This is a genomic window from Streptomyces sp. NPDC002564 (assembly GCF_042889645.1).
Taxonomy (GTDB): domain Bacteria; phylum Actinomycetota; class Actinomycetes; order Streptomycetales; family Streptomycetaceae; genus Streptomyces.
In genome coordinates this window covers 19,938-38,111 of record NZ_JBIARE010000013.1, presented here as the reverse complement: position 1 = coordinate 38,111, position 18,174 = coordinate 19,938, and the positions used below count along the sequence as shown (strand labels likewise).

19 protein-coding genes are annotated in these 18,174 nt (G+C 71.8%); 14 read left to right on the top strand and 5 right to left on the bottom strand.

The window, feature by feature from the left end; translation table 11 throughout:
• The first annotated feature begins 114 nt into the window (after window positions 1-114).
• Window positions 115-1,314, top strand: coding sequence for a glycosyltransferase family 4 protein (locus tag ACFYXE_RS33060; RefSeq protein ID WP_389318966.1), 1,200 nt, complete (start codon window positions 115-117; stop codon window positions 1,312-1,314).
• On the opposite strand, the gene ACFYXE_RS33055 is transcribed toward ACFYXE_RS33060, so the two are convergent.
• The 3 genes from ACFYXE_RS33055 to ACFYXE_RS33045 all read right to left on the bottom strand — a co-directional run bounded on the left by ACFYXE_RS33055 (window position 1,273) and on the right by ACFYXE_RS33045 (window position 5,458).
• A complete protein-coding gene (locus tag ACFYXE_RS33055; RefSeq protein ID WP_389318964.1) occupies window positions 1,273-3,498 on the bottom strand; it encodes a glycogen debranching N-terminal domain-containing protein in 2,226 nt (741 codons plus the stop codon). The two genes, ACFYXE_RS33060 and ACFYXE_RS33055, sit on opposite strands and share 42 nt — an antisense overlap.
• A 188-nt stretch (window positions 3,499-3,686) precedes the next feature.
• A complete protein-coding gene (locus ACFYXE_RS33050) occupies window positions 3,687-4,484 on the bottom strand; it encodes an ABC transporter permease (RefSeq protein WP_389318962.1) in 798 nt (265 codons plus the stop codon).
• The gene (locus ACFYXE_RS33045; protein ID WP_389318960.1) at window positions 4,481-5,458 is read right to left on the bottom strand and encodes an ABC transporter ATP-binding protein; all 978 of its coding nucleotides are present in this window, start codon (window positions 5,456-5,458) and stop codon (window positions 4,481-4,483) included. The genes ACFYXE_RS33050 and ACFYXE_RS33045 overlap by 4 nt, the downstream gene beginning before the upstream one ends.
• 132 nt (window positions 5,459-5,590) lie before the next feature.
• Here ACFYXE_RS33045 and ACFYXE_RS33040 point away from each other — a divergent pair, with 132 nt between their 5' ends.
• Window positions 5,591-6,370, top strand: coding sequence for a formate/nitrite transporter family protein (locus tag ACFYXE_RS33040; RefSeq protein ID WP_389318958.1), 780 nt, complete (start codon window positions 5,591-5,593; stop codon window positions 6,368-6,370).
• 61 nt (window positions 6,371-6,431) lie between these two features.
• Here the strand turns inward: ACFYXE_RS33040 and ACFYXE_RS33035 are convergent, their stop codons facing one another.
• Complete coding sequence (locus ACFYXE_RS33035; RefSeq protein WP_389318956.1) at window positions 6,432-7,235, bottom strand: aminoglycoside N(3)-acetyltransferase; 804 nt, start codon at window positions 7,233-7,235, stop codon at window positions 6,432-6,434.
• A 161-nt stretch (window positions 7,236-7,396) separates the two neighbouring features.
• Between ACFYXE_RS33035 and ACFYXE_RS33030 the strand changes: the two genes are divergently transcribed.
• From ACFYXE_RS33030 to ACFYXE_RS32975, 12 genes are all read left to right on the top strand, one after another.
• Window positions 7,397-8,146 carry an ArsR family transcriptional regulator gene (locus ACFYXE_RS33030; RefSeq protein ID WP_361176163.1) on the top strand — a complete coding sequence of 250 codons (750 nt, stop codon included), beginning with the start codon at window positions 7,397-7,399 and terminating at the stop codon, window positions 8,144-8,146.
• Window positions 8,143-9,564: a Fe-S cluster assembly protein SufB gene (gene sufB, locus ACFYXE_RS33025; protein ID WP_389318953.1), complete on the top strand. Its 1,422-nt coding sequence runs from the start codon at window positions 8,143-8,145 to the stop codon at window positions 9,562-9,564. The genes ACFYXE_RS33030 and sufB overlap by 4 nt, the downstream gene beginning before the upstream one ends.
• Before the next feature lie 86 nt (window positions 9,565-9,650).
• The gene (gene sufD / locus ACFYXE_RS33020; RefSeq protein ID WP_361176167.1) at window positions 9,651-10,832 is read left to right on the top strand and encodes a Fe-S cluster assembly protein SufD; all 1,182 of its coding nucleotides are present in this window, start codon (window positions 9,651-9,653) and stop codon (window positions 10,830-10,832) included.
• Window positions 10,829-11,158, top strand: coding sequence for a bifunctional 3-phenylpropionate/cinnamic acid dioxygenase ferredoxin subunit (locus tag ACFYXE_RS33015; RefSeq protein WP_361176169.1), 330 nt, complete (start codon window positions 10,829-10,831; stop codon window positions 11,156-11,158). The genes sufD and ACFYXE_RS33015 overlap by 4 nt, the downstream gene beginning before the upstream one ends.
• Before the next feature lie 7 nt (window positions 11,159-11,165).
• On the top strand, window positions 11,166-11,930 hold the full coding sequence (gene sufC, locus ACFYXE_RS33010) for a Fe-S cluster assembly ATPase SufC (RefSeq protein WP_361176171.1): 765 nt from the start codon (window positions 11,166-11,168) through the stop codon (window positions 11,928-11,930).
• A complete protein-coding gene (locus tag ACFYXE_RS33005; RefSeq protein WP_389318950.1) occupies window positions 11,927-13,195 on the top strand; it encodes a cysteine desulfurase in 1,269 nt (422 codons plus the stop codon). Before sufC ends, ACFYXE_RS33005 begins: the two co-directional genes overlap by 4 nt.
• A gap of 16 nt (window positions 13,196-13,211) precedes the next feature.
• On the top strand, window positions 13,212-13,688 hold the full coding sequence (sufU, locus tag ACFYXE_RS33000) for a Fe-S cluster assembly sulfur transfer protein SufU (RefSeq protein ID WP_361176175.1): 477 nt from the start codon (window positions 13,212-13,214) through the stop codon (window positions 13,686-13,688).
• Window positions 13,685-14,032, top strand: a complete 348-nt coding sequence (locus tag ACFYXE_RS32995; protein ID WP_361176177.1) for a metal-sulfur cluster assembly factor — start codon at window positions 13,685-13,687, stop codon at window positions 14,030-14,032. Before sufU ends, ACFYXE_RS32995 begins: the two co-directional genes overlap by 4 nt.
• A gap of 192 nt (window positions 14,033-14,224) precedes the next feature.
• Complete coding sequence (locus ACFYXE_RS32990) at window positions 14,225-14,545, top strand: multidrug efflux SMR transporter (protein ID WP_361176179.1); 321 nt, start codon at window positions 14,225-14,227, stop codon at window positions 14,543-14,545.
• Window positions 14,545-15,090, top strand: coding sequence for a TetR family transcriptional regulator (locus ACFYXE_RS32985; RefSeq protein ID WP_361176181.1), 546 nt, complete (start codon window positions 14,545-14,547; stop codon window positions 15,088-15,090). The genes ACFYXE_RS32990 and ACFYXE_RS32985 overlap by 1 nt, the downstream gene beginning before the upstream one ends.
• Before the next feature lie 225 nt (window positions 15,091-15,315).
• Complete coding sequence (gene dapD / locus ACFYXE_RS32980; RefSeq protein WP_361176183.1) at window positions 15,316-16,305, top strand: 2,3,4,5-tetrahydropyridine-2,6-dicarboxylate N-succinyltransferase; 990 nt, start codon at window positions 15,316-15,318, stop codon at window positions 16,303-16,305.
• A gap of 220 nt (window positions 16,306-16,525) precedes the next feature.
• A complete protein-coding gene (locus ACFYXE_RS32975; RefSeq protein ID WP_389318947.1) occupies window positions 16,526-17,173 on the top strand; it encodes a hypothetical protein in 648 nt (215 codons plus the stop codon).
• 31 nt (window positions 17,174-17,204) lie between these two features.
• On the opposite strand, the gene dapA is transcribed toward ACFYXE_RS32975, so the two are convergent.
• Window positions 17,205-18,119 (bottom strand): 4-hydroxy-tetrahydrodipicolinate synthase, encoded by a 915-nt coding sequence (gene dapA / locus ACFYXE_RS32970; protein WP_389318945.1) that lies wholly within the window; start codon window positions 18,117-18,119, stop codon window positions 17,205-17,207.
• Between the last annotated feature and the right edge of the window lie 55 nt (window positions 18,120-18,174).

Below are 18,174 nucleotides of genomic sequence, written 5' to 3'. Positions count from 1 at the left end.
GCCGGCCGGAATACGGCCGCAGCGGAATCTGGGGCTAGCATCTGCGCTTCGCGGATTCGACGGTACGGAGGCGGCATGGATCTCGGCGCGCAGGATCGACCCCCGGGAAACGGGATGCACATCGCGTTGATCCACTGGTCCTTTCCGCCCTGCGTGGGCGGGGTGGAATCCCACCTCTGGGACTATTCGCGGCTGCTGGCGCGCCGGGGAAACCGCGTCACCGTGCTCACCGGGACGCCCGGCGCGCACACGCCCGGTCAACCCGGGGTGGAGGTCCTCACCCACCCGGCGCTCGACCTCGCCCGGGTCGAGCGCGAGCCCGGCGACCGGGACCGGCTCATCCAGTGGTTCGCCGACGTGCTGTCCGAGCGGGGCATCCGGCTGGTCCACGGCCACAATCTGCACCACTTCAGCGAGGCCCCCGCCCGGGCCCTCGAAGCCCTGCGCGGCCCGCTCGGGCTCGTGCTCTGCCACACGTACCACAGCATCTGGGACGAGCCGGAGAGCCGGGACCGCGCCCTGAAGGCGTCGCGCTGGGACAAGCACTACGCCGTCTCCGCCTTCATGCGGACCGCCTGCGCCGACATCCTCGGGGTCGACGCCGAGCGCGCCTACCTGGGCATCGACACCACTCCGTACGCGACGGTCGCCCCCCTCGACAGTACCCCCCAGCAGGGCACGATCCTGCTGCCCGCACGGCTGATCCCCGACAAGGGGGCCATGCTCGCGCTCGGCGCCCTCGATCTGATCGTGCGGAACCGGATGTGCGCATTCACGCCCCGGCTCGTCCTGACGGACACCCGGCAGACGGTCGATTTCCACGGCGAGAAGATCGGCTTCCGGGAAAACCTCGAGAAGGAGATCGAAAAGCGCGGTCTCGGCCCCCACGTGGATTTCGTGGAAGCAGGTGTCGACCAAATGCCGGAGCGCTACGCCGAGTCCACCGTCGTCGTCTATCCCTCGGTATTCGACGAGCCGATGGGACTCGCCCCGCTGGAGGCCATGTGCGCGGCCCGGCCCGTCGTGGTGACCCGCATGGGCGGCCTGGACGAGGGCGTCGACGACGACGGCGTGATCGGCTACCTGGTGCCCCGCCGGGACGAGCGGCAGCTCGCGGAGCGCCTCGCCGGGCTGCTCGACGACCGCGCCACCGCACGGCTGATGGGCCTGCGCGGGCGGGCCCACGTCAAGGAGCACTTCGACCTGTGCGAGATCTACCTGGAGCGGATGCAGGACGACTACCGCGCGCTGCTCGCCCCGGCGGACGGAGCGTCAGGTGCCGTGCTCGCCACCGGCGCCCGCGCCGGTGCCTGAACCGGCGCCCGGCCCCGGCTGTGCGCCCGCCGCCCTGCCGGTCTCGACCCGCCAGCCGTCGGGCAGTCCGGTGACCGTCGTGCGCCCGTCCCGGCCGGTCCGCACCCCGAGCTCCGCGCCCGCCAGGCGCAGCCCCGACACGGCGAGCGGGCCGAGCAGCCCGGGGTGCACCGGGGCCAGCCGCAGCCGTCGCCGTGCCGCGTCCGGGCGCAGCCCGAGCAGGGCCGCGAGCACGGCGACGCCGGACGCCGCGGACCAGCCCTGGGGCCGGCAGGCCGCCGGGTAGGCCAGCGGGGCCGGGGACGTCTCCGTGCGGGCGTCGCCGCCGTACAGCTCCGGCATGCGGTACGAGAAGTGCACCGCCGCGTCGAGCAGGCCGTCGGTCAGGGTCGCCGCCTCCGCGTGGCGGCCCGAGGCGCACAGGCCCTGGACGGCGATCGCCGTGTCGTGGGTCCACACCGAACCGCCGTGGTAGCTCAGCGGGTTGAAGCCCGGCACGGCGGCGGACCGGCTGCGCAGGCCCCAGCCGGAGTTCAGTTCGGGCGCGGCCAGCCAGGCGGCGACGTCGGCGCAGCCCTGCGGGTCCAGGATGCCGGTGCCGAGCAGCTGGCCCATGTTCGACGCGGGCCCGCTGACCGGGTCGAGGCCGCGGCCGACCGCGATGGCGATGTAGCGCGCGGCGGGCCCCTCCTTGCTGTCGATCCAGAAGGCCTCGGCGAAGCGGGCGCGCAGCCCCGCGGCCCAGGTGCGCAGCTCCCGGGCCCGGCGGGCCGCCCCGCGCGAGGCCAGCAGGTCGGCGAGGCCCCGCGCCGCCTCGTAGGCGTAGCCCTGCACCTCGCAGAGGGCCAGCGGCGGTTCGACGTGCCGGCCCGCCGCGTCGCGCACCGCGTCCGCGGAGTCCTTCCAGGACTGGTGGAGCAGCCCGCCGGGGCGCGGGTAGTAGCGCAGCAGCCCGTTCAGGTCCTGGTCGCAGGTGCGCACCACCCAGTCCATGGCGCGCCGCGCGTACGGCAGCAGGCCGTCGACGTCGGCGGCGGGCAGGCCCCAGCGCCAGGCGTCGACGAGCAGCGAGACGAAGAGCGGCGTCGCGTCGACGGACCCGTAGTAGTGGGCGGGCAGCAGCAGACCGTGGCCGTGCTGCGACTCGGCGGGGCGCAGCTCGTGCAGGATCCGCCCCGGCGCCTCCTCGCGGAACTCGTCGTGGACCGTGCCCTGCCGGCGGGCGAGCGTCCACAGGGTGCCGCGGGCCAGTTCGGTGCCCAGCGGCAGCAGCATCCGGGCCGACCAGAGGGAGTCCCGGCCGAACAGCGTCAGGTACCAGGGGCAGCCCGCGGCGATGAACTGGTCGTCGCCCGGCGCGGCCCGGCGGCCCGAACCGTCCGCGAGCCGCAGCGCCCGCAGGTCGGCGAGGCCCTGGCGGACCAGCGCGATCAGCCGCCGGTCGCCGCGGACCACCGGGTCCGACCAGGGCACGTGCGGGGACGCGGCGACGGGGTGGCCCGGCGGGGCGGGTACCGCGCGGCCCGTGACGGCGAGCCGGATCCGCCAGGAGCCGCCCGCGGGCAGCACGACCCGGGCCCAGGTGAAGGTGCCGCCCGCCGGTCCCGCGACGGTCTCGGGGGCTTCGGGGCACTCGACGGCCCTGACCCGGGCCCGGCCGGTGGCCGAGCTCCAGTCGAGGGCCGCCGCCGGGACGTCCGGCGCGGTCGGCGGCACGGCCCGGCCGGTGAGTCCGCGCTTCACGTCGGCGATGTCGGCGAGGTCGGTGGCGGCGGTCAGTTCGACGCGCAGCGGACGGGCGACGGTGCCGACGTTGCGCAGCAGGACGCTCTCGCCCTCGCCCGCGGTGCGCACCCGCTCGACGATCAGCGTCGGGTCGTCGGTGCGGTCGCTCGGGTAGCGGTGCACGGAGGTGAAGCGCACCCGGTCGGGGCCGAGCGGCTGGACGCCGACCGGTTCCGGCTCACGGCCGTCGATCAGCAGGCACAGGGTGTGCAGCAGTCGCCGGTCGTGGTCGTAGAACCCGTCGGCGCGGGCCCCGCGGAGCTGGCCGTCGCGGGACGAGGCGGCGAACGCGGGCGCGGCGACGCAGATCACCACGTCGTGCAGCAGCGGCTGCAGGGCGCGGGTCCGCCGCGGTCCGGGTAAGTCCGGGGTGTCGGCTGATGCCGGGGTGTCGGCCACGGAACGGGAGTGCCCGTTCCGCGCTCACGTCATTCGCGGACGGGCCACCCGGGCTCGGGCCCGCGGCGGCCGGGGGCCCGGAACCGGCCGTTCCCGGCTCACTCCCGGGTTCCGGCTCATTCCCGGTTCCGGGTTCACTCCCGGTTCCCGGCTCATTCCCGGTTCCGGGTTCACTCCCGGTTCCGGGCTCACTCCCAGCGGAAGAACCGCCCCGCCGCGCCGAGTCCGAGCACCGCCCACACCGCGAGGATCCCGAGGTCGCCCCACGGGATGCCCGCGCCGTGCTGCAGGACGTCCCGCAGGCCGTCCGAGAGGGCCGAGATGGGGAGCAGGCCGAGGAGCGTCTGGGCCGCGTCGGGGAACTTGTCGAGCGGGACGATCACGCCGCCGCCCAGGAGGAGCAGCAGGAAGACGAGGTTCGCGGCGGCGAGCGTCGCCTCGGCCTTGAGGGTGCCCGCCATCAGCAGGCCGAGCCCGGAGAACGCGGCCGTGCCGAGCACCAGGAGCAGCAGGACGGAGACGGGGTTGCCGTGCGGCGACCAGCCGAGCGCGAAGGCGATGACCGTGAGCAGCACGATCTGCAGGACCTCGGTGACCAGGACGGAGAGCGTCTTCGCCGTCATCAGGCCCCACCGGGGCAGCGGCGAGGCGCCGAGCCGCTTGAGCACGCCGTAGCGGCGTTCGAAGCCGGTCGCGATGGCCTGGCCGGTGAAGGCCGTCGACATCACGGCGAGCGCGAGGACGCCCGGCGTGAGGAAGTCGACCGCCTCGCCCTTGCCGGTGTCGACGATGTCGACGGCGCTGAACAGCACCAGCAGGAGGGCGGGGATGACCACGGTGAGCAGCAGCTGTTCGCCGTTGCGCAGCAGCATCCTCGTCTCGAGCGCCGCCTGCGCGGCGATCATGCGGGGGAGCGGGGCGGCACCCGGCGCCGGCGCGTACGTCCCGGCGGCCCCGCGGCCGACGGAGGTGGGGGCCTGCGTCATGAGCGCAACTCCTTGCCCGTGAGTTCCAGGAAGACGTCTTCCAGGGTGTGGCGTTCGACTGCGATCTTCTCCGGCATGACCCCGTGCTGGGCGCACCAGGAGGTGACCGTGGCGAGCAGTTGCGGGTCGACCGTGCCGCTGACGCGGTAGGCGCCGGGTGTCAGCTCCGCCGCCGCCGAGTCCGGGGGCAGCGCCTTGAGGAGCGAGCCCACGTCGAGGCCGGGGCGGCCGGTGAAGCGCAGCGTGTTCTCCGCGCCGCCGCGGCACAGCTCGTCGGGGCTGCCCTGGGCGATGACCCTGCCCGCGTCGATGATCGCGACGTCGTCGGCGAGCTCCTCGGCCTCGTCCATGTGGTGCGTGGTGAGGATGACGCCGACGCCGTCGCGGCGCAGATCGCGTACGAGGTCCCAGGTCGCCCGGCGCGCCTGCGGGTCGAGGCCCGCGGTCGGCTCGTCGAGGAAGACCAGCTCGGGCCGGCCGACCACGGCCATCGCGAGCGCGAGGCGCTGCTGCTGGCCGCCGGACAGGCGCCGGTAGGTGGTGCGGCCGCAGCTGTCCAGGCCGAGGCGCTCGATCAGGGCGGCCACGTCCAGCGGGTGCGCGTGCAGCTTCGCGACGTGACGCAGCATCTCGTCGGCGCGGGCGCCGGAGTAGACGCCGCCGGACTGCAGCATCACGCCGATGCGGGGCCGCAGCGCGTCGGCCTCGCGGACCGGGTCCAGGCCCAGGACGCGGACGGTGCCGGAGTCCGGCCGCCGGTAGCCCTCGCAGGTCTCGATCGTGGTGGTCTTGCCGGCGCCGTTGGGGCCGAGGACGGCGGTGATGCCCGCTCCGGCCGTCAGGTCGAGACCGTCGACCGCGGTCTTGGTCCCGTACCGCTTGACCAGATTCGTGATCGCGACAACGGGGTGCGACGCGGAGCGTCCACTCGCGGGGCGGCGGTCGGGAGACGGACGGGCGGGCTCGTTGCGCATGGTGAGCCAGTCTAGGGACGGGCCCGAGGTCCCGGGCGCGCGGGGCGCCGGTCCTCGGGCCGGTGACCTTTTCCGGCGTTCTGGTGACCTTTTCCGGCGCCGCGGCGGCCCGGCGGGACCTAGCGTCGATCTGTGACCAGCATCGCGCAGAACGTCGAGGAGACGTCCGAACAGGCGGCCCACAAGGCCCACGACCTGCGGCGCACTCCACGCTATTTCGTCTCCGCCGTCCTCGCGGGCGCGTACATCGGGATCGGCGAGGTGCTGCTCCTGGTGGCGGTGTCGCCGTTCGTGGCCGCGGGCTCGCCGGCCGTCAAGATCCTGGAGGGCGCGGTCTTCCCGATCGCCCTGACGATCGTGATGTTCGCGGGCGCGCAGCTGTTCACCAGCAATGTGATGGTGATGCTGATCGGTGCGCTGACCGGCCGGACGGGCGCGCGCGACCTGGTCGGCAGCTGGGTGCTCTCGCTCGTCGGCAACCTCGTGGGCGCCTTCCTCTTCGGCGCCATGGTGCACGCCTCGGGCGTGACGTCGACGCCGTCCGCGCGGGCGATGCTCGCGGAGATGGTGCACGGCAAGGAGGCGCTGGCCGGCGGTCAGCTCTTCTGGCGCGCGGTGCTCTGCAACTTCCTGGTCTGCCTGGCCATCTGGATGTTCTACCGGGCCAAGGGCGACGGCGCGAAGATCTTCGTGCTGTGGATCCCGGTCCTGGTCTTCGTCGCGGTGGGCTTCGAGCACTGCGTGGCGAACATGGCGGTGTTCGCCCTCGCCCTCTTCGACGGCAGCACGGGCTTCTCCGACCTGTTGCGGAACCTGCTCTTCACAGTGCCGGGGAACGTGGTCGGGGGCGGTCTCCTGGTGGCCGGGTCGTACTGGTTCATGGGACGCCCCGAGCGCGAGGAGGACCTCTGAGCGGACTGCGCCGCGAGGAAGGCCGCTGCCGGGAGGACCTCCGCGCGGGATCACCGCCGCGCTAGGCCGGCCGCGGCCGGTTCCGGGCGAGCCAGCGCTCGGCGTGCGCGACGGCGTCCGCCACGGGGAACAGCCGCGTCACCGCGCCGCCGACGAAGCCCCGTACGACCCCGCCCTCCTTCTCGTAGGCCTCGCCGAGCTCCGCGAAGCCCTCGTCGCTGATGGACCGCTCCCTGACCGTCCGCCAGCGGCGGCCCTGGGACGTCATGACGGCGAAGGAGTTCTCCTCATCGGGGCCGGGGATGCGGTATTCGGCCAGGTGGAAGGCGGTGCAGGAGGCGAAGCCCGCGCCCAGCAGCAGGACCCGGGCACCGGCCTTCTCCAGGCGCGCCAGGGGGCTGCGCTCGCCGAGCCGGCAGTCGCGGGCGTGCCCGGCGGTGAGCGTGGCGGCGGCGGGACCCAGGGCCGCGAACGAGGTCTGGGGGTGCGCGCTGCGCCGCGCGCCGGGCCAGGTGCGCACGGCCTCCGGGACCACCCCGACGCCGAGGGTGGGGGTGGTCAGCGGGTCGTACGCGGGCAGCGACGCGCGCAGCCGCGGCCACCACTCCTCGGGCACCGGCGGGTTCCGCCACTGCGCCGGGTCGGAGTTCTCCCCGGACTGCGCGGGGACCACCAGGGTGCCGTCGGGGCCGAGCGCGTCCAGGAGCGCCTGGACGACCGCCACCGCGCCGCCGCTGACCCAGCCGAGGGCGCGCATCGAGGTGTGCGCGAGGAGCGTCTCGCCGGGCCGGACGCCGAGGGCGCGCAGCTCCTTCGCGAGGGAGTCGCGCGTGCACAAAGGGCCGGTGGGAGGGGGTGTCGGCATGGTTCAGGAGTGTGCTGCACCGGCCTCGCGCGCGCCACCGATTTGATCGATCAGTGATCGTTTCCGCAGGTCAGCTTAGGTATGCCTAAGTGATGCAGCGCACCAGGGGGCGCTTCCGGCGTGGGTTGTCAGGCTCTGAGGAATTACGCAACAATGGCGTTGTGAAAAACGTTGGCGAGGCTCCGCAGGAGGAACTCGCGACCGGTGAGCGCTCGACGCGCAACCGTGTCGCGCGGTCCATCCTGGATCACGGCCCGTCCACCGTCGCCGACCTCGCGGCGCGCCTCGGTCTCACCCAGGCGGCCGTCCGCAGGCACCTGGACGCCCTCGCCCACGAGAACGTCGTGGAACCCCGCGACCAGCGCGTCTACGGCGCACGGACCCGGGGCAGGCCGGCCAAGGTGTTCGCCCTGACCGACTGCGGGCGGGACGCCTTCGACCAGTCCTACGACAAGCTCGCGGCGGACGCGCTCCGGTGGATCACCGAGCAGCACGGCGAGGGCGCGGTCGTCGAATTCGCCCGGGCCCGGATCGCCGCCCAGGCGCAGGTCTACCAGCGGGCCATGGACGCAGCACCCCCCGAACGGCGCACCGAGGCTCTGGCGAAGGCGTTGACCGCCGACGGGTACGCTGCTACGGCGCGCAGCGCACCGGTCGGCGAGCAGCTCTGCCAGCACCACTGCCCGGTCGCCCATGTCGCCGAACAGTTCCCGCAACTGTGCGAGGCGGAGACCGAAATCTTCTCCACGCTGCTCGGCACGCATGTGCAGCGCCTTGCCACGATCGCCCACGGAGACGGCGTCTGCACGACGTTCATCCCGCGCAGCGGCACCGGCACGGGCGACGGCAGCAGCACCACACGGACCACCACATCAGCATCAGCAAGCACGGCCGGGAGGAACCCCGCATGACGCTCCCCACGGAGACTGCCCACCCTGAGCTCGAGGGTCTGGGCACCTACGAATACGGCTGGGCCGACTCCGACGTCGCCGGTGCCTCTGCCAAGCGCGGCATCAACGAGGACGTCGTCCGCGACATCTCGGCGAAGAAGAACGAGCCGGAGTGGATGACCAAGCTCCGCCTCAAGGGCCTGCGCCTCTTCGACAAGAAGCCCATGCCGAACTGGGGCTCGGACCTCTCCGGCATCGACTTCGACAACATCAAGTACTTCGTGCGTTCCACGGAGAAGCAGGCGGCCTCCTGGGAGGACCTGCCCGAGGACATCAAGAACACGTACGACAAGCTCGGCATCCCCGAGGCGGAGAAGCAGCGCCTCGTCGCCGGTGTCGCGGCCCAGTACGAGTCCGAGGTCGTCTACCACCAGATCCGCGAGGACCTGGAGGAGCAGGGCGTCATCTTCCTGGACACCGACACGGCGCTGAAGGAGCACCCGGAGCTCTTCAAGGAGTACTTCGGGACCGTCATCCCCGTCGGCGACAACAAGTTCGCGTCGCTGAACAGCGCCGTCTGGTCCGGCGGCTCGTTCATCTACGTCCCCAAGGGCGTGCACGTCGAGATCCCGCTCCAGGCCTACTTCCGCATCAACACGGAGAACATGGGCCAGTTCGAGCGGACGCTGATCATCGTCGACGAGGACGCCTACGTCCACTACGTCGAGGGCTGCACCGCGCCGATCTACAAGTCGGACTCGCTGCACTCCGCCGTCGTCGAGATCATCGTCAAGAAGGGCGGCCGCTGCCGCTACACGACGATCCAGAACTGGTCGAACAACGTCTACAACCTGGTCACCAAGCGCGCCGTGGCGTACGAGGGCGCGACCATGGAGTGGATCGACGGCAACATCGGTTCCAAGGTCACCATGAAGTACCCGGCCGTCTACCTGATGGGCGAGCACGCCAAGGGCGAGACGCTGTCCATCGCCTTCGCGGGCGAGGGCCAGCACCAGGACGCCGGCTCCAAGATGGTCCACATGGCGCCGAACACGTCCTCCAACATCGTCTCCAAGTCGGTGGCGCGCGGCGGCGGTCGTACGTCGTACCGCGGCCTCGTCGAGATCGGTGAGGGCGCCGCCGGATCCAAGTCGAACGTGCTCTGCGACGCGCTGCTCGTCGACACGATCTCGCGCTCGGACACCTACCCCTACGTCGACGTCCGCGAGGACGACGTCTCCATGGGTCACGAGGCCACCGTCTCCAAGGTCTCCGACGACCAGCTCTTCTACCTGATGAGCCGCGGCATGACCGAGTTCGAGGCCATGGCGATGATCGTGCGCGGCTTCGTCGAGCCGATCGCGAAGGAGCTGCCCATGGAGTACGCGCTGGAGCTGAACCGGCTGATCGAGCTGCAGATGGAGGGTTCGGTCGGTTAACACCGGCCGCGTCCCGGCCGGTGCGAACCGGCCGGGCCCCCGCAGCGACAGACTTCTTTACGCAGAGAGAGAGCACGACGACAGCCATGGCTGAGGCTCAGAACATCCCGGTGGGATCGACCACCGCAGGATCGATCGCGGTGGCCGCCGAGTCCACCGTCGCTACCCGCATGAGCGCGCCCCCGTCCTACGACGTGGACAGCTTCCCGGTCCCGCACGGCCGCGAGGAGGAGTGGCGGTTCACCCCGCTGGAGCGCCTGCGCGGGCTGCACGACGGCACCGCGGTCGCGAGCGACGGCATCCGCGTCGAGGTGAGCGCCCCCGAGGGCGTCATCCAGGAGACCGTCGGCCGGGACGACGCGCGCGTCGGCAAGGCGGGCAAGCCCGTCGACCGCATCGCCGCCCAGGCGTACTCGTCCTTCGAGAAGGCCTCGGTCGTGTCCGTCCCCAAGGAGACGGTCCTCACCGAGCCGATCCGCATCTCCGTGCACGGAGAGGGCGGCACCGCCTTCGCGCACCAGGTCATCGAGCTGGGCGCGTTCGCCGAGGCCCTGGTCGTCATCGACCACACCGGTGACGCCGTGCTCGCCGCCAACGTCGACTTCCTCGTCGGCGACGGCGCCAAGCTCACCGTCGTCTCCGTCCAGGACTGGGACGACAAGGCGGTGCACGTCGCCCAGCACAACGCGCTGGTCGGCCGCGACGCCACCTTCAAGTCCGTCGTCGTCACCTTCGGCGGCGACCTGGTCCGCCTGCACCCGCGCGTGCACTACGCGGGCACCGGCGGCGAGGCCGAGCTCTTCGGCCTCTACGTCACGGACGCGGGCCAGCACCAGGAGCACCGCCTCCTGGTCGACCACAACACCCCGCACTGCAAGTCGAACGTCGTCTACAAGGGCGCGCTCCAGGGCGACGACGCCCACGCGGTGTGGATCGGCGACGTCCTCATCGAGGCCGCCGCCGAGGGCACGGACACGTACGAGATGAACCGGAACCTGGTGCTGACCGACGGTGCCCGGGTCGACTCGGTGCCCAACCTCGAGATCGAGACCGGCGAGATCGTCGGCGCGGGCCACGCCTCGGCGACCGGCCGCTTCGACGACGAGCAGCTCTTCTACCTGCAGTCGCGCGGCATCCCCGAGGAGGACGCGCGCCGCCTGGTCGTCCGCGGCTTCTTCGCCGAGCTCGTCCAGCAGATCGGCCTGCCCGACGTCGAGGAGCGCCTCATCGCCAAGATCGAAGAGGAGCTGGAGGCGACGGTCGCATGACGTTCGTACGCGCCTGCGGCCTGAGCGAGCTGGAGAAGGACACCCCCAAGCGGGTGGAGCTCGACGGCACGCCGGTCTCGGTCGTCCACACCGAGGACGAGGTGTACGCGATCCACGACATCTGCTCGCACGCGAACGTCTCGCTCTCCGAGGGCGAGGTGGAGGACTGTCAGATCGAGTGCTGGCTGCACGGCTCCAGCTTCGACCTCCGCACCGGCAAGCCGTCCGGCCTCCCCGCGACGCGCCCCGTCCCCGTATACCCCGTAAAGATCGAAGGGGGCGATGTACTCGTTGACGTGCACGCCTCCCCTTCCCAGGAGTCCTGAGGCACCCATGGCAACGCTTGAAATCAAGGACCTGCACGTCACCGTCGAGGCCGACAACTCCACCAAGGAGATCCTCAAGGGCGTCGACCTGACCGTGAAGCAGGGCGAGACCCACGCCATCATGGGCCCGAACGGCTCCGGCAAGTCGACGCTCGCCTACTCCATCGCGGGTCACCCCAAGTACACGATCACGCAGGGCACCGTCACCCTCGACGGCGAGGACGTCCTGGAGATGTCCGTCGACGAGCGCGCCCGCGCCGGCATGTTCCTCGCCATGCAGTACCCGGTCGAGGTCCCCGGCGTCTCGGTCTCCAACTTCCTGCGCACGTCGGCGACGGCGATCCGCGGCGAGGCCCCCAAGCTGCGCACCTGGGTGAAGGAGGTCAAGTCCGCGATGGAGCAGCTCCAGATGGACCCGGCCTTCGCCGAGCGCAACGTGAACGAGGGCTTCTCCGGCGGTGAGAAGAAGCGCCACGAGATCCTGCAGATGGAGCTCCTCAAGCCGAAGATCGCGATCCTCGACGAGACGGACTCGGGCCTGGACGTCGACGCGCTGCGCCAGGTCTCGGACGGCGTCAACCGCGTCCGGGAGAGCGGTGAGGTCGGCACCCTGCTGATCACGCACTACACGCGCATCCTGCGCTACATCAAGCCCGACTTCGTGCACGTCTTCGCGAACGGCCGCATCGCCGAGTCCGGCGGCGCCGAGCTCGCCGACAAGCTCGAGGCCGAGGGCTACGAGGCCTACACGAAGGGTGGCGCATCCGCGTGACAGTGGCCCACCAGGGGCTTTCCGGCCTCCTCGACACCGAGGCGATCCGCAAGGACTTCCCGATCCTGGATCGCACGATCCACGACGGCAAGAAGCTCGTGTACCTGGACAACGCGGCGACCTCCCAGACGCCGCGCCAGGTCCTCGACGTGCTGAACGAGTACTACGAGCAGCACAACGCCAACGTTCACCGCGGCGTGCACGTCCTCGCCGAGGAGGCCACGGCGCTGTACGAAGGCGCCCGTGACAAGGTCGCGGAGTTCATCAACGCGCCCAGCCGCGACGAGGTGATCTTCACGAAGAACGCCTCCGAGTCGCTCAACCTCGTGGCCAACATGCTGGGCTGGGCCGACGAGCCCTACCGGGTGGACCACGAGACCGAGATCGTCATCACGGAGATGGAGCACCACTCCAACATCGTGCCGTGGCAGCTGCTCTCGCAGCGCACCGGCGCGAAGCTGAAGTGGTTCGGCCTGACCGACGACGGCCGGCTCGACCTCTCGAACATCGACGAGGTCATCACCGAGAAGACGAAGATCGTCTCCTTCGTGCTGGTCTCCAACATCCTGGGCACGGTCAACCCGGTCGAGGCGATCGTGCGCCGCGCCCAGGAGGTCGGCGCGCTCGTCCTGATCGACGCCTCGCAGGCCGCCCCGCACATGCCGCTGGACGTGCAGGCGCTGCAGGCCGACTTCGTGGCCTTCACCGGCCACAAGATGCTCGGCCCGACGGGCATCGGCGTGCTGTGGGGCCGCCAGGAACTCCTGGAGGACCTGCCGCCCTTCCTCGGCGGCGGCGAGATGATCGAGACGGTGTCGATGCACTCGTCGACGTACGCTCCCGCGCCGCACAAGTTCGAGGCGGGCACGCCCCCGGTCTCCCAGGCCGTGGGCCTGGGCGCGGCCGTGGACTACCTGTCCGCGATCGGCATGGACAAGATCGCCGCGCACGAGCACGCGATCACCGAGTACGCGGTCAAGCGTCTCCTCGAGGTCCCGGACCTGAAGATCATCGGTCCGTCGACCGCCGAGGACCGCGGCGCCGCGATCTCCTTCACGCTCGGCGACATCCACCCGCACGACGTGGGCCAGGTCCTCGACGAGCAGGGCATCGCGGTCCGCGTCGGCCACCACTGCGCGCGCCCCGTGTGCCTGCGCTACGGAATTCCTGCGACCACGCGAGCGTCGTTCTATCTGTACTCCACGCCCGGCGAGATCGACGCTCTCGTCGACGGCCTGGAGCACGTACGGAACTTCTTCGGCTGAGGGGCTGGCTGGGAACGTGAAGCTGGATTCGATGTACCAGGAAGTCATCCTGGACCACTACAAGCACCCCCACGGGCGTGGTCTGCGCGATGGCGACGCCGAGGTGCACCACGTCAACCCGACGTGCGGCGACGAGATCACGCTGCGCGTGAAGTACGACGGGTCGACGATCGCCGACGTGTCGTACGAGGGGCAGGGCTGCTCCATCAGCCAGGCCAGCGCGTCGGTCCTGAACGACCTGCTGGTCGGCAAGGAGCTCGCGGAGGCCCAGAAGATCCAGGAGGTCTTCCTGGAGCTGATGCAGTCCAAGGGCAAGGTGGAGCCGGACGACGCGATGGAGGAGGTCCTGGAGGACGCGGTCGCGTTCGCCGGGGTCTCCAAGTACCCGGCGCGGGTGAAATGCGCGCTGCTGAGCTGGATGGCGTGGAAGGACGCGACGGCCCAGGCGCTCGGTACCGACGGCGCCGACGTCGCTGAGAGGAAGACCGCATGAGCGAGAACGGTACGCCCGAAACACTGACGACCAAGCCGGCCTCCGAGGAGGAGGTCCGTGAGGCGCTGTACGACGTCGTCGACCCCGAGCTGGGCATCGACGTCGTCAACCTCGGCCTGATCTACGGCATCCACGTCGACGACGCCAACATCGCCACGATCGACATGACGCTGACGTCTGCGGCCTGCCCGCTGACCGACGTCATCGAGGACCAGGCGAAGTCCGCGACGGACGGCATCGTCAACGAACTCCGGATCAACTGGGTCTGGATGCCGCCGTGGGGCCCGGACAAGATCACGGACGACGGACGCGAGCAGCTTCGGGCGCTCGGGTTCAACGTCTGAGCCGATCGACCGCCAGGTCACGGAGTACGACCGCCCACGGGGGCCCCGGCATGCGTGCCGGGGCCCTCGTGCGTGTCACCCGCGCCGCCGCACGGCCTCGGCGAAGGCCCGGACGGCCGCCACACGCTGCGCGCCGCTCGGGTTCCGGACAGTTGCGTACGCCCGTACGCATCGATATGTACACTCGTACGCATGGGATACGCACTGCTGGCCGCGGCCATCGCGGCGGAGGTGGCCGGGACCACCGCCATGAAGTACAGCGAGGGGTTCAGCAGGCTGTGGCCCTCCCTGATCACCGTCGTGGGCTATCTGCTCGCCTTCACGCTGCTCGCGCAGACCCTCAAGACGCTCTCCGTGGGGACCGCCTATGCCATTTGGGCGGGCATCGGCACCGCCGCCGTCGCCGTGATCGGCATGCTGTTCCTGGGGGAGTCCGCGGGCCTCGTCAAGATCACCGGGATCGCGCTGGTGATCGTGGGGGTCGTCGTGCTCAACCTCGGCGGGGCGCACTGATGCCCCGCCGCTACGACCCCGAGCGCCGCCAGCGCATCATCGACGCCGCGATCCGCGTGGTCGGCGCGAAGGGGATCGCCGGGCTCAGCCACCGCTCGGTGGCCGCCGAGGCCGACGTGCCGCTCGGCTCCACGACGTACCACTTCAAGACGCTCGACGACCTGATGGTCGCCGCGCTGCGGCAGGCGAGCGAGGGCTTCGCGAAGGCCGTCGCTGCCAGCAGCGCCTTCGAGGACCCGGACGCCGACCTCGCCGCGGAGCTCGCGCGGCTGCTCGGCGCGTGGTTCGCGATGGGGCGCTCCGGCGCCGAACTGGAGTACGAGCTCTATCTCGCCGCGATGCGCAGGCACGCGCTGCGCCCGGTGGCCGCCGAATGGTGCTGGGGCATGACCGAGGTCCTGGTGCGCCGCACCGATCCGGTCACCGCGCGCGCCCTCATTGCCCTGATGGACGGCATCTGCCTCCAGGTGCTGCTCACCGGCGGCGAGTACGACGAGGCGTACACGCGCGAGGTGCTCAACCGGCTGCTGCCGACCCCTGCTTGACCGTCCCGGGCGCCGCCCCGATGCCCTCCGGGCCGGGCGGGTGCGCGGTGCCGGCGGCGGGCCGTGGGACGCGCAAGGGAGATGGGTTGGGGGCACCGGCCGGGTCCGGGCGCGCCGGGCGGTCCGGGGGCGGACGGCGGGGGCGCACCGGGGGCGGCGGCGGTGCGGAGCCCGGACCCTGAGACCGGTTCGCCCGCGCGCCGCACCTCCGGTTAGGTTTCACCCATGACCGACACGAATGCTTCTCGCACCACCGGCGCCGTCGCCGCAGGCCTCGCCACCGTCACCACCGACGGCACCGTTCTCGACACCTGGTTCCCCGCTCCCGAGCTCGTCGCCGAAGCGGGTCCCGCCGGCACCGAGCGGCTGACCGCCGAGCGTGCCGTGGAACTGCTCGGTGCGGGCGCCGCCAAGGCCGTCGGCCCGGACGCCCGCCGTGGCGTGGAGATCATCGCCGTACGTACGGTCATCGCCTCGCTCGACGAGAAGCCGCTGGACGCGCACGACGCGTACCTGCGTCTGCACCTGCTCTCGCACCGCCTGGTCACGCCGCACGGCCAGAACCTGGACGGCCTCTTCGGCCTCCTCGCCAACGTCGCCTGGACCTCGCTGGGCCCGGTCGCCGTCGACGACGTCGAGACCGTCCGCCTGAACGCCCGCGCCGAGGGCCTGCACCTCGCCGTGACGTCCATCGACAAGTTCCCGCGCATGACGGACTACGTCGCGCCCAAGGGCGTCCGCATCGCCGACGCCGACCGCGTCCGCCTCGGCGCGCACCTGGCCGAGGGCACCACGGTCATGCACGAGGGCTTCGTGAACTTCAACGCGGGCACGCTCGGCACCTCCATGGTCGAGGGCCGCATCTCCGCGGGCGTCGTCGTCGGCGACGGCTCGGACATCGGCGGCGGCGCCTCCACGATGGGCACGCTGTCCGGCGGCGGCAACGTCCGCATCGTCATCGGCGAGCGCTGCCTGGTCGGCGCCGAGGCGGGCGTCGGCATCGCGCTGGGCGACGAGTGCGTCGTCGAGGCCGGCCTGTACGTCACCGCCGGCACGCGCGTGACGATGCCCGACGGCCAGATCGTCAAGGCCCGCGAGCTCTCCGGCGCCTCGAACATCCTCTTCCGCCGCAACTCGGTCACCGGCACCGTCGAGGCCCGTCCGAACAACGCGGTGTGGGGCGGCCTGAACGAGGTCCTGCACAGCCACAACTGACCGCCCGCGGCCGTGACGTACGGCCGCCGCCCGGTCCGACGGCGAGCGCCCTTCCACGGCCCCACGGCCGCGGGAGGGCGCTCGTGCGCGACCGGACCCGCCCGTGGCACACGGCGGCCCGCGGAGGTCCCATGGGGCACACTGAGCGCACTGGGCGCCCGATTCGCGGGCGCTGTGGCTCTTCGAGTCTTAGGCTCTTCGGCTCTGCAGGGGGAACGACATGAACAGAACGGGTGCACGGGCTCTGGCCCTGGGCGCGGTGGCGGTGTTCGGGCTGGTGGCCGGGTGCGGCCAGAGCGCCGGGCAGGCACCGTCCCGCGGCGACGCCGTCGGCGCGGCCGCGCAGCAGGTCGACCGGGCCGCCACCGGCGACCACAGCTATCCGCTGCGCAAGAGCGACATCCCTTGGAGCGGCAGCCCGAGCCCGTTCAACGCGCAGGTCAAGCTCACCGACGGGCGCCGCGTGGCCATGCACTACATGAAGGCCAAGGGCCTCTTCGTGCAGGACTACAGCCCCACCGCCAAGGGGTGGTCCAAGCCCGCCGTCGTGTACAAGACCAAGACCGAAGCCTGCCAGGGCATCACGCTCAAGGCCAAGGACGGCACCGTCGCGGCCTTCGCCGACTTCGGCGTGTACTGCGCGGACGGCGAGCCGCCGACCGAGTCCGTCGCCGCGGTGGCCGTGGGGCCGCTGACGAAGTGGGCCACGCACCTCACGAAGAACTTCGACGGCTGGGAGAAGATCGTCGTCGCCACCGGCGGCAAGAAGGTCACCTTCAGCGGGGGCGGCGAGACGCTGCGCTGGACGAAGGGCACGGGCTTCCCCGCGACGCGCAAGACCGCCACGGGTGCGGGCGTCGCGTCCTGAGCCTTCTTCGTACGGGAGTCTCCTGTGCGGGTCAGTCCTGCCCGCCCCCGCCTCCGCCCCGCGCCTCCTCGTAGGCCGCGAGCAGCCCGTCGACCGTGCCGCGGTCGGCGGGCAGCAGCGGGGCCCGGACCGGACCCGCGGGCAGCCCGAGCGCGCCGAGCAGCGCCTTCGCGGTGACCGTGCCGGGCAGATCCGCCGCCGTCATCGCGGCGATCAGCGGGGTGGCGGCCAGCTGGGCCCGGCGCGCGGCCTCCGTGTCGCCCGCGTCGTACGCGTCGAAGACCGCCCGGGGCAGGCCGGGCAGCGCGTTGGCCACCGTGCTGACGCAGCCCGCGCCGCCCACCGCGTACAGCGCCAGCAGGAACTCGTCGCAGCCCGCGTAGTACGCCAACTCCGTTCGGGAGATGACCTGCTGGCTGCCGAGAAGGTCGTACGCGCAGTCCTTCACGCCGACGATGCGCGGGTGCTCCGCGAGGCGCAGCAGCGTCCGCGTCCCGATCCGGGTTCCGGTGCGGCCGGGGATGTCGTAGAGCAGGACGGGCAGACCGCACGCGTCGGCGACCGTGCGGAAGTGCGCCTCGACGGCCTCGCTGGGCGGCAGGCTGTAGTACGGCGTGACCACCAACAGGCCGTGCGCGCCCGCCTTTTCGGCCTGGCGGGCCAGCTCGGCGGTGTGCCGGGTGTCGTTGCTGCCGACGCCCGCGACGACGGACGCGCGGGCGCCGACCGCCTCGGTCACCGCCCGTACCAGCGCCGTCTTCTCGGCGTCCGACGTGGTCGGCGACTCGCCGGTCGTGCCGGACAGCACGAGCCCGTCGCAGCCCCGGAACACCAGGTGGTCGGCGAGGCGCTGGGCGCCGTCCAGGTCGAGGGCGCCGGTGTCCGTGCAGGGCGTGATCATGGCGCAGAGGGCGCGGCCGAAGGGCGCGGCGGTTCGGGAGGTCATGTCGGCAGTCTCGGCGCACCGACGCTGAAGCTCCACTTAATTCTCCTACGAGGTA

Bases quoted from the DNA above. Each gene is read 5' to 3' on its own strand.
- ACFYXE_RS33060 (WP_389318966.1), top strand. From the start codon at position 115: ATGCACATCGCGTTGATCCACTGGTCCTTTCCGCCCTGCGTGGGCGGG.
- ACFYXE_RS33050 (WP_389318962.1), bottom strand. From the start codon at position 4,484: ATGACGCAGGCCCCCACCTCCGTCGGCCGCGGGGCCGCCGGGACGTAC.
- ACFYXE_RS33045 (WP_389318960.1), bottom strand. From the start codon at position 5,458: ATGCGCAACGAGCCCGCCCGTCCGTCTCCCGACCGCCGCCCCGCGAGT.
- ACFYXE_RS33035 (WP_389318956.1), bottom strand. From the start codon at position 7,235: ATGCCGACACCCCCTCCCACCGGCCCTTTGTGCACGCGCGACTCCCTC.
- sufB (WP_389318953.1), top strand. From the start codon at position 8,143: ATGACGCTCCCCACGGAGACTGCCCACCCTGAGCTCGAGGGTCTGGGC.
- sufD (WP_361176167.1), top strand. From the start codon at position 9,651: ATGGCTGAGGCTCAGAACATCCCGGTGGGATCGACCACCGCAGGATCG.
- ACFYXE_RS33015 (WP_361176169.1), top strand. From the start codon at position 10,829: ATGACGTTCGTACGCGCCTGCGGCCTGAGCGAGCTGGAGAAGGACACC.
- sufC (WP_361176171.1), top strand. From the start codon at position 11,166: ATGGCAACGCTTGAAATCAAGGACCTGCACGTCACCGTCGAGGCCGAC.
- ACFYXE_RS32995 (WP_361176177.1), top strand. From the start codon at position 13,685: ATGAGCGAGAACGGTACGCCCGAAACACTGACGACCAAGCCGGCCTCC.
- ACFYXE_RS32990 (WP_361176179.1), top strand. From the start codon at position 14,225: ATGGGATACGCACTGCTGGCCGCGGCCATCGCGGCGGAGGTGGCCGGG.
- ACFYXE_RS32985 (WP_361176181.1), top strand. From the start codon at position 14,545: ATGCCCCGCCGCTACGACCCCGAGCGCCGCCAGCGCATCATCGACGCC.
- dapD (WP_361176183.1), top strand. From the start codon at position 15,316: ATGACCGACACGAATGCTTCTCGCACCACCGGCGCCGTCGCCGCAGGC.
- ACFYXE_RS32975 (WP_389318947.1), top strand. From the start codon at position 16,526: ATGAACAGAACGGGTGCACGGGCTCTGGCCCTGGGCGCGGTGGCGGTG.
- dapA (WP_389318945.1), bottom strand. From the start codon at position 18,119: ATGACCTCCCGAACCGCCGCGCCCTTCGGCCGCGCCCTCTGCGCCATG.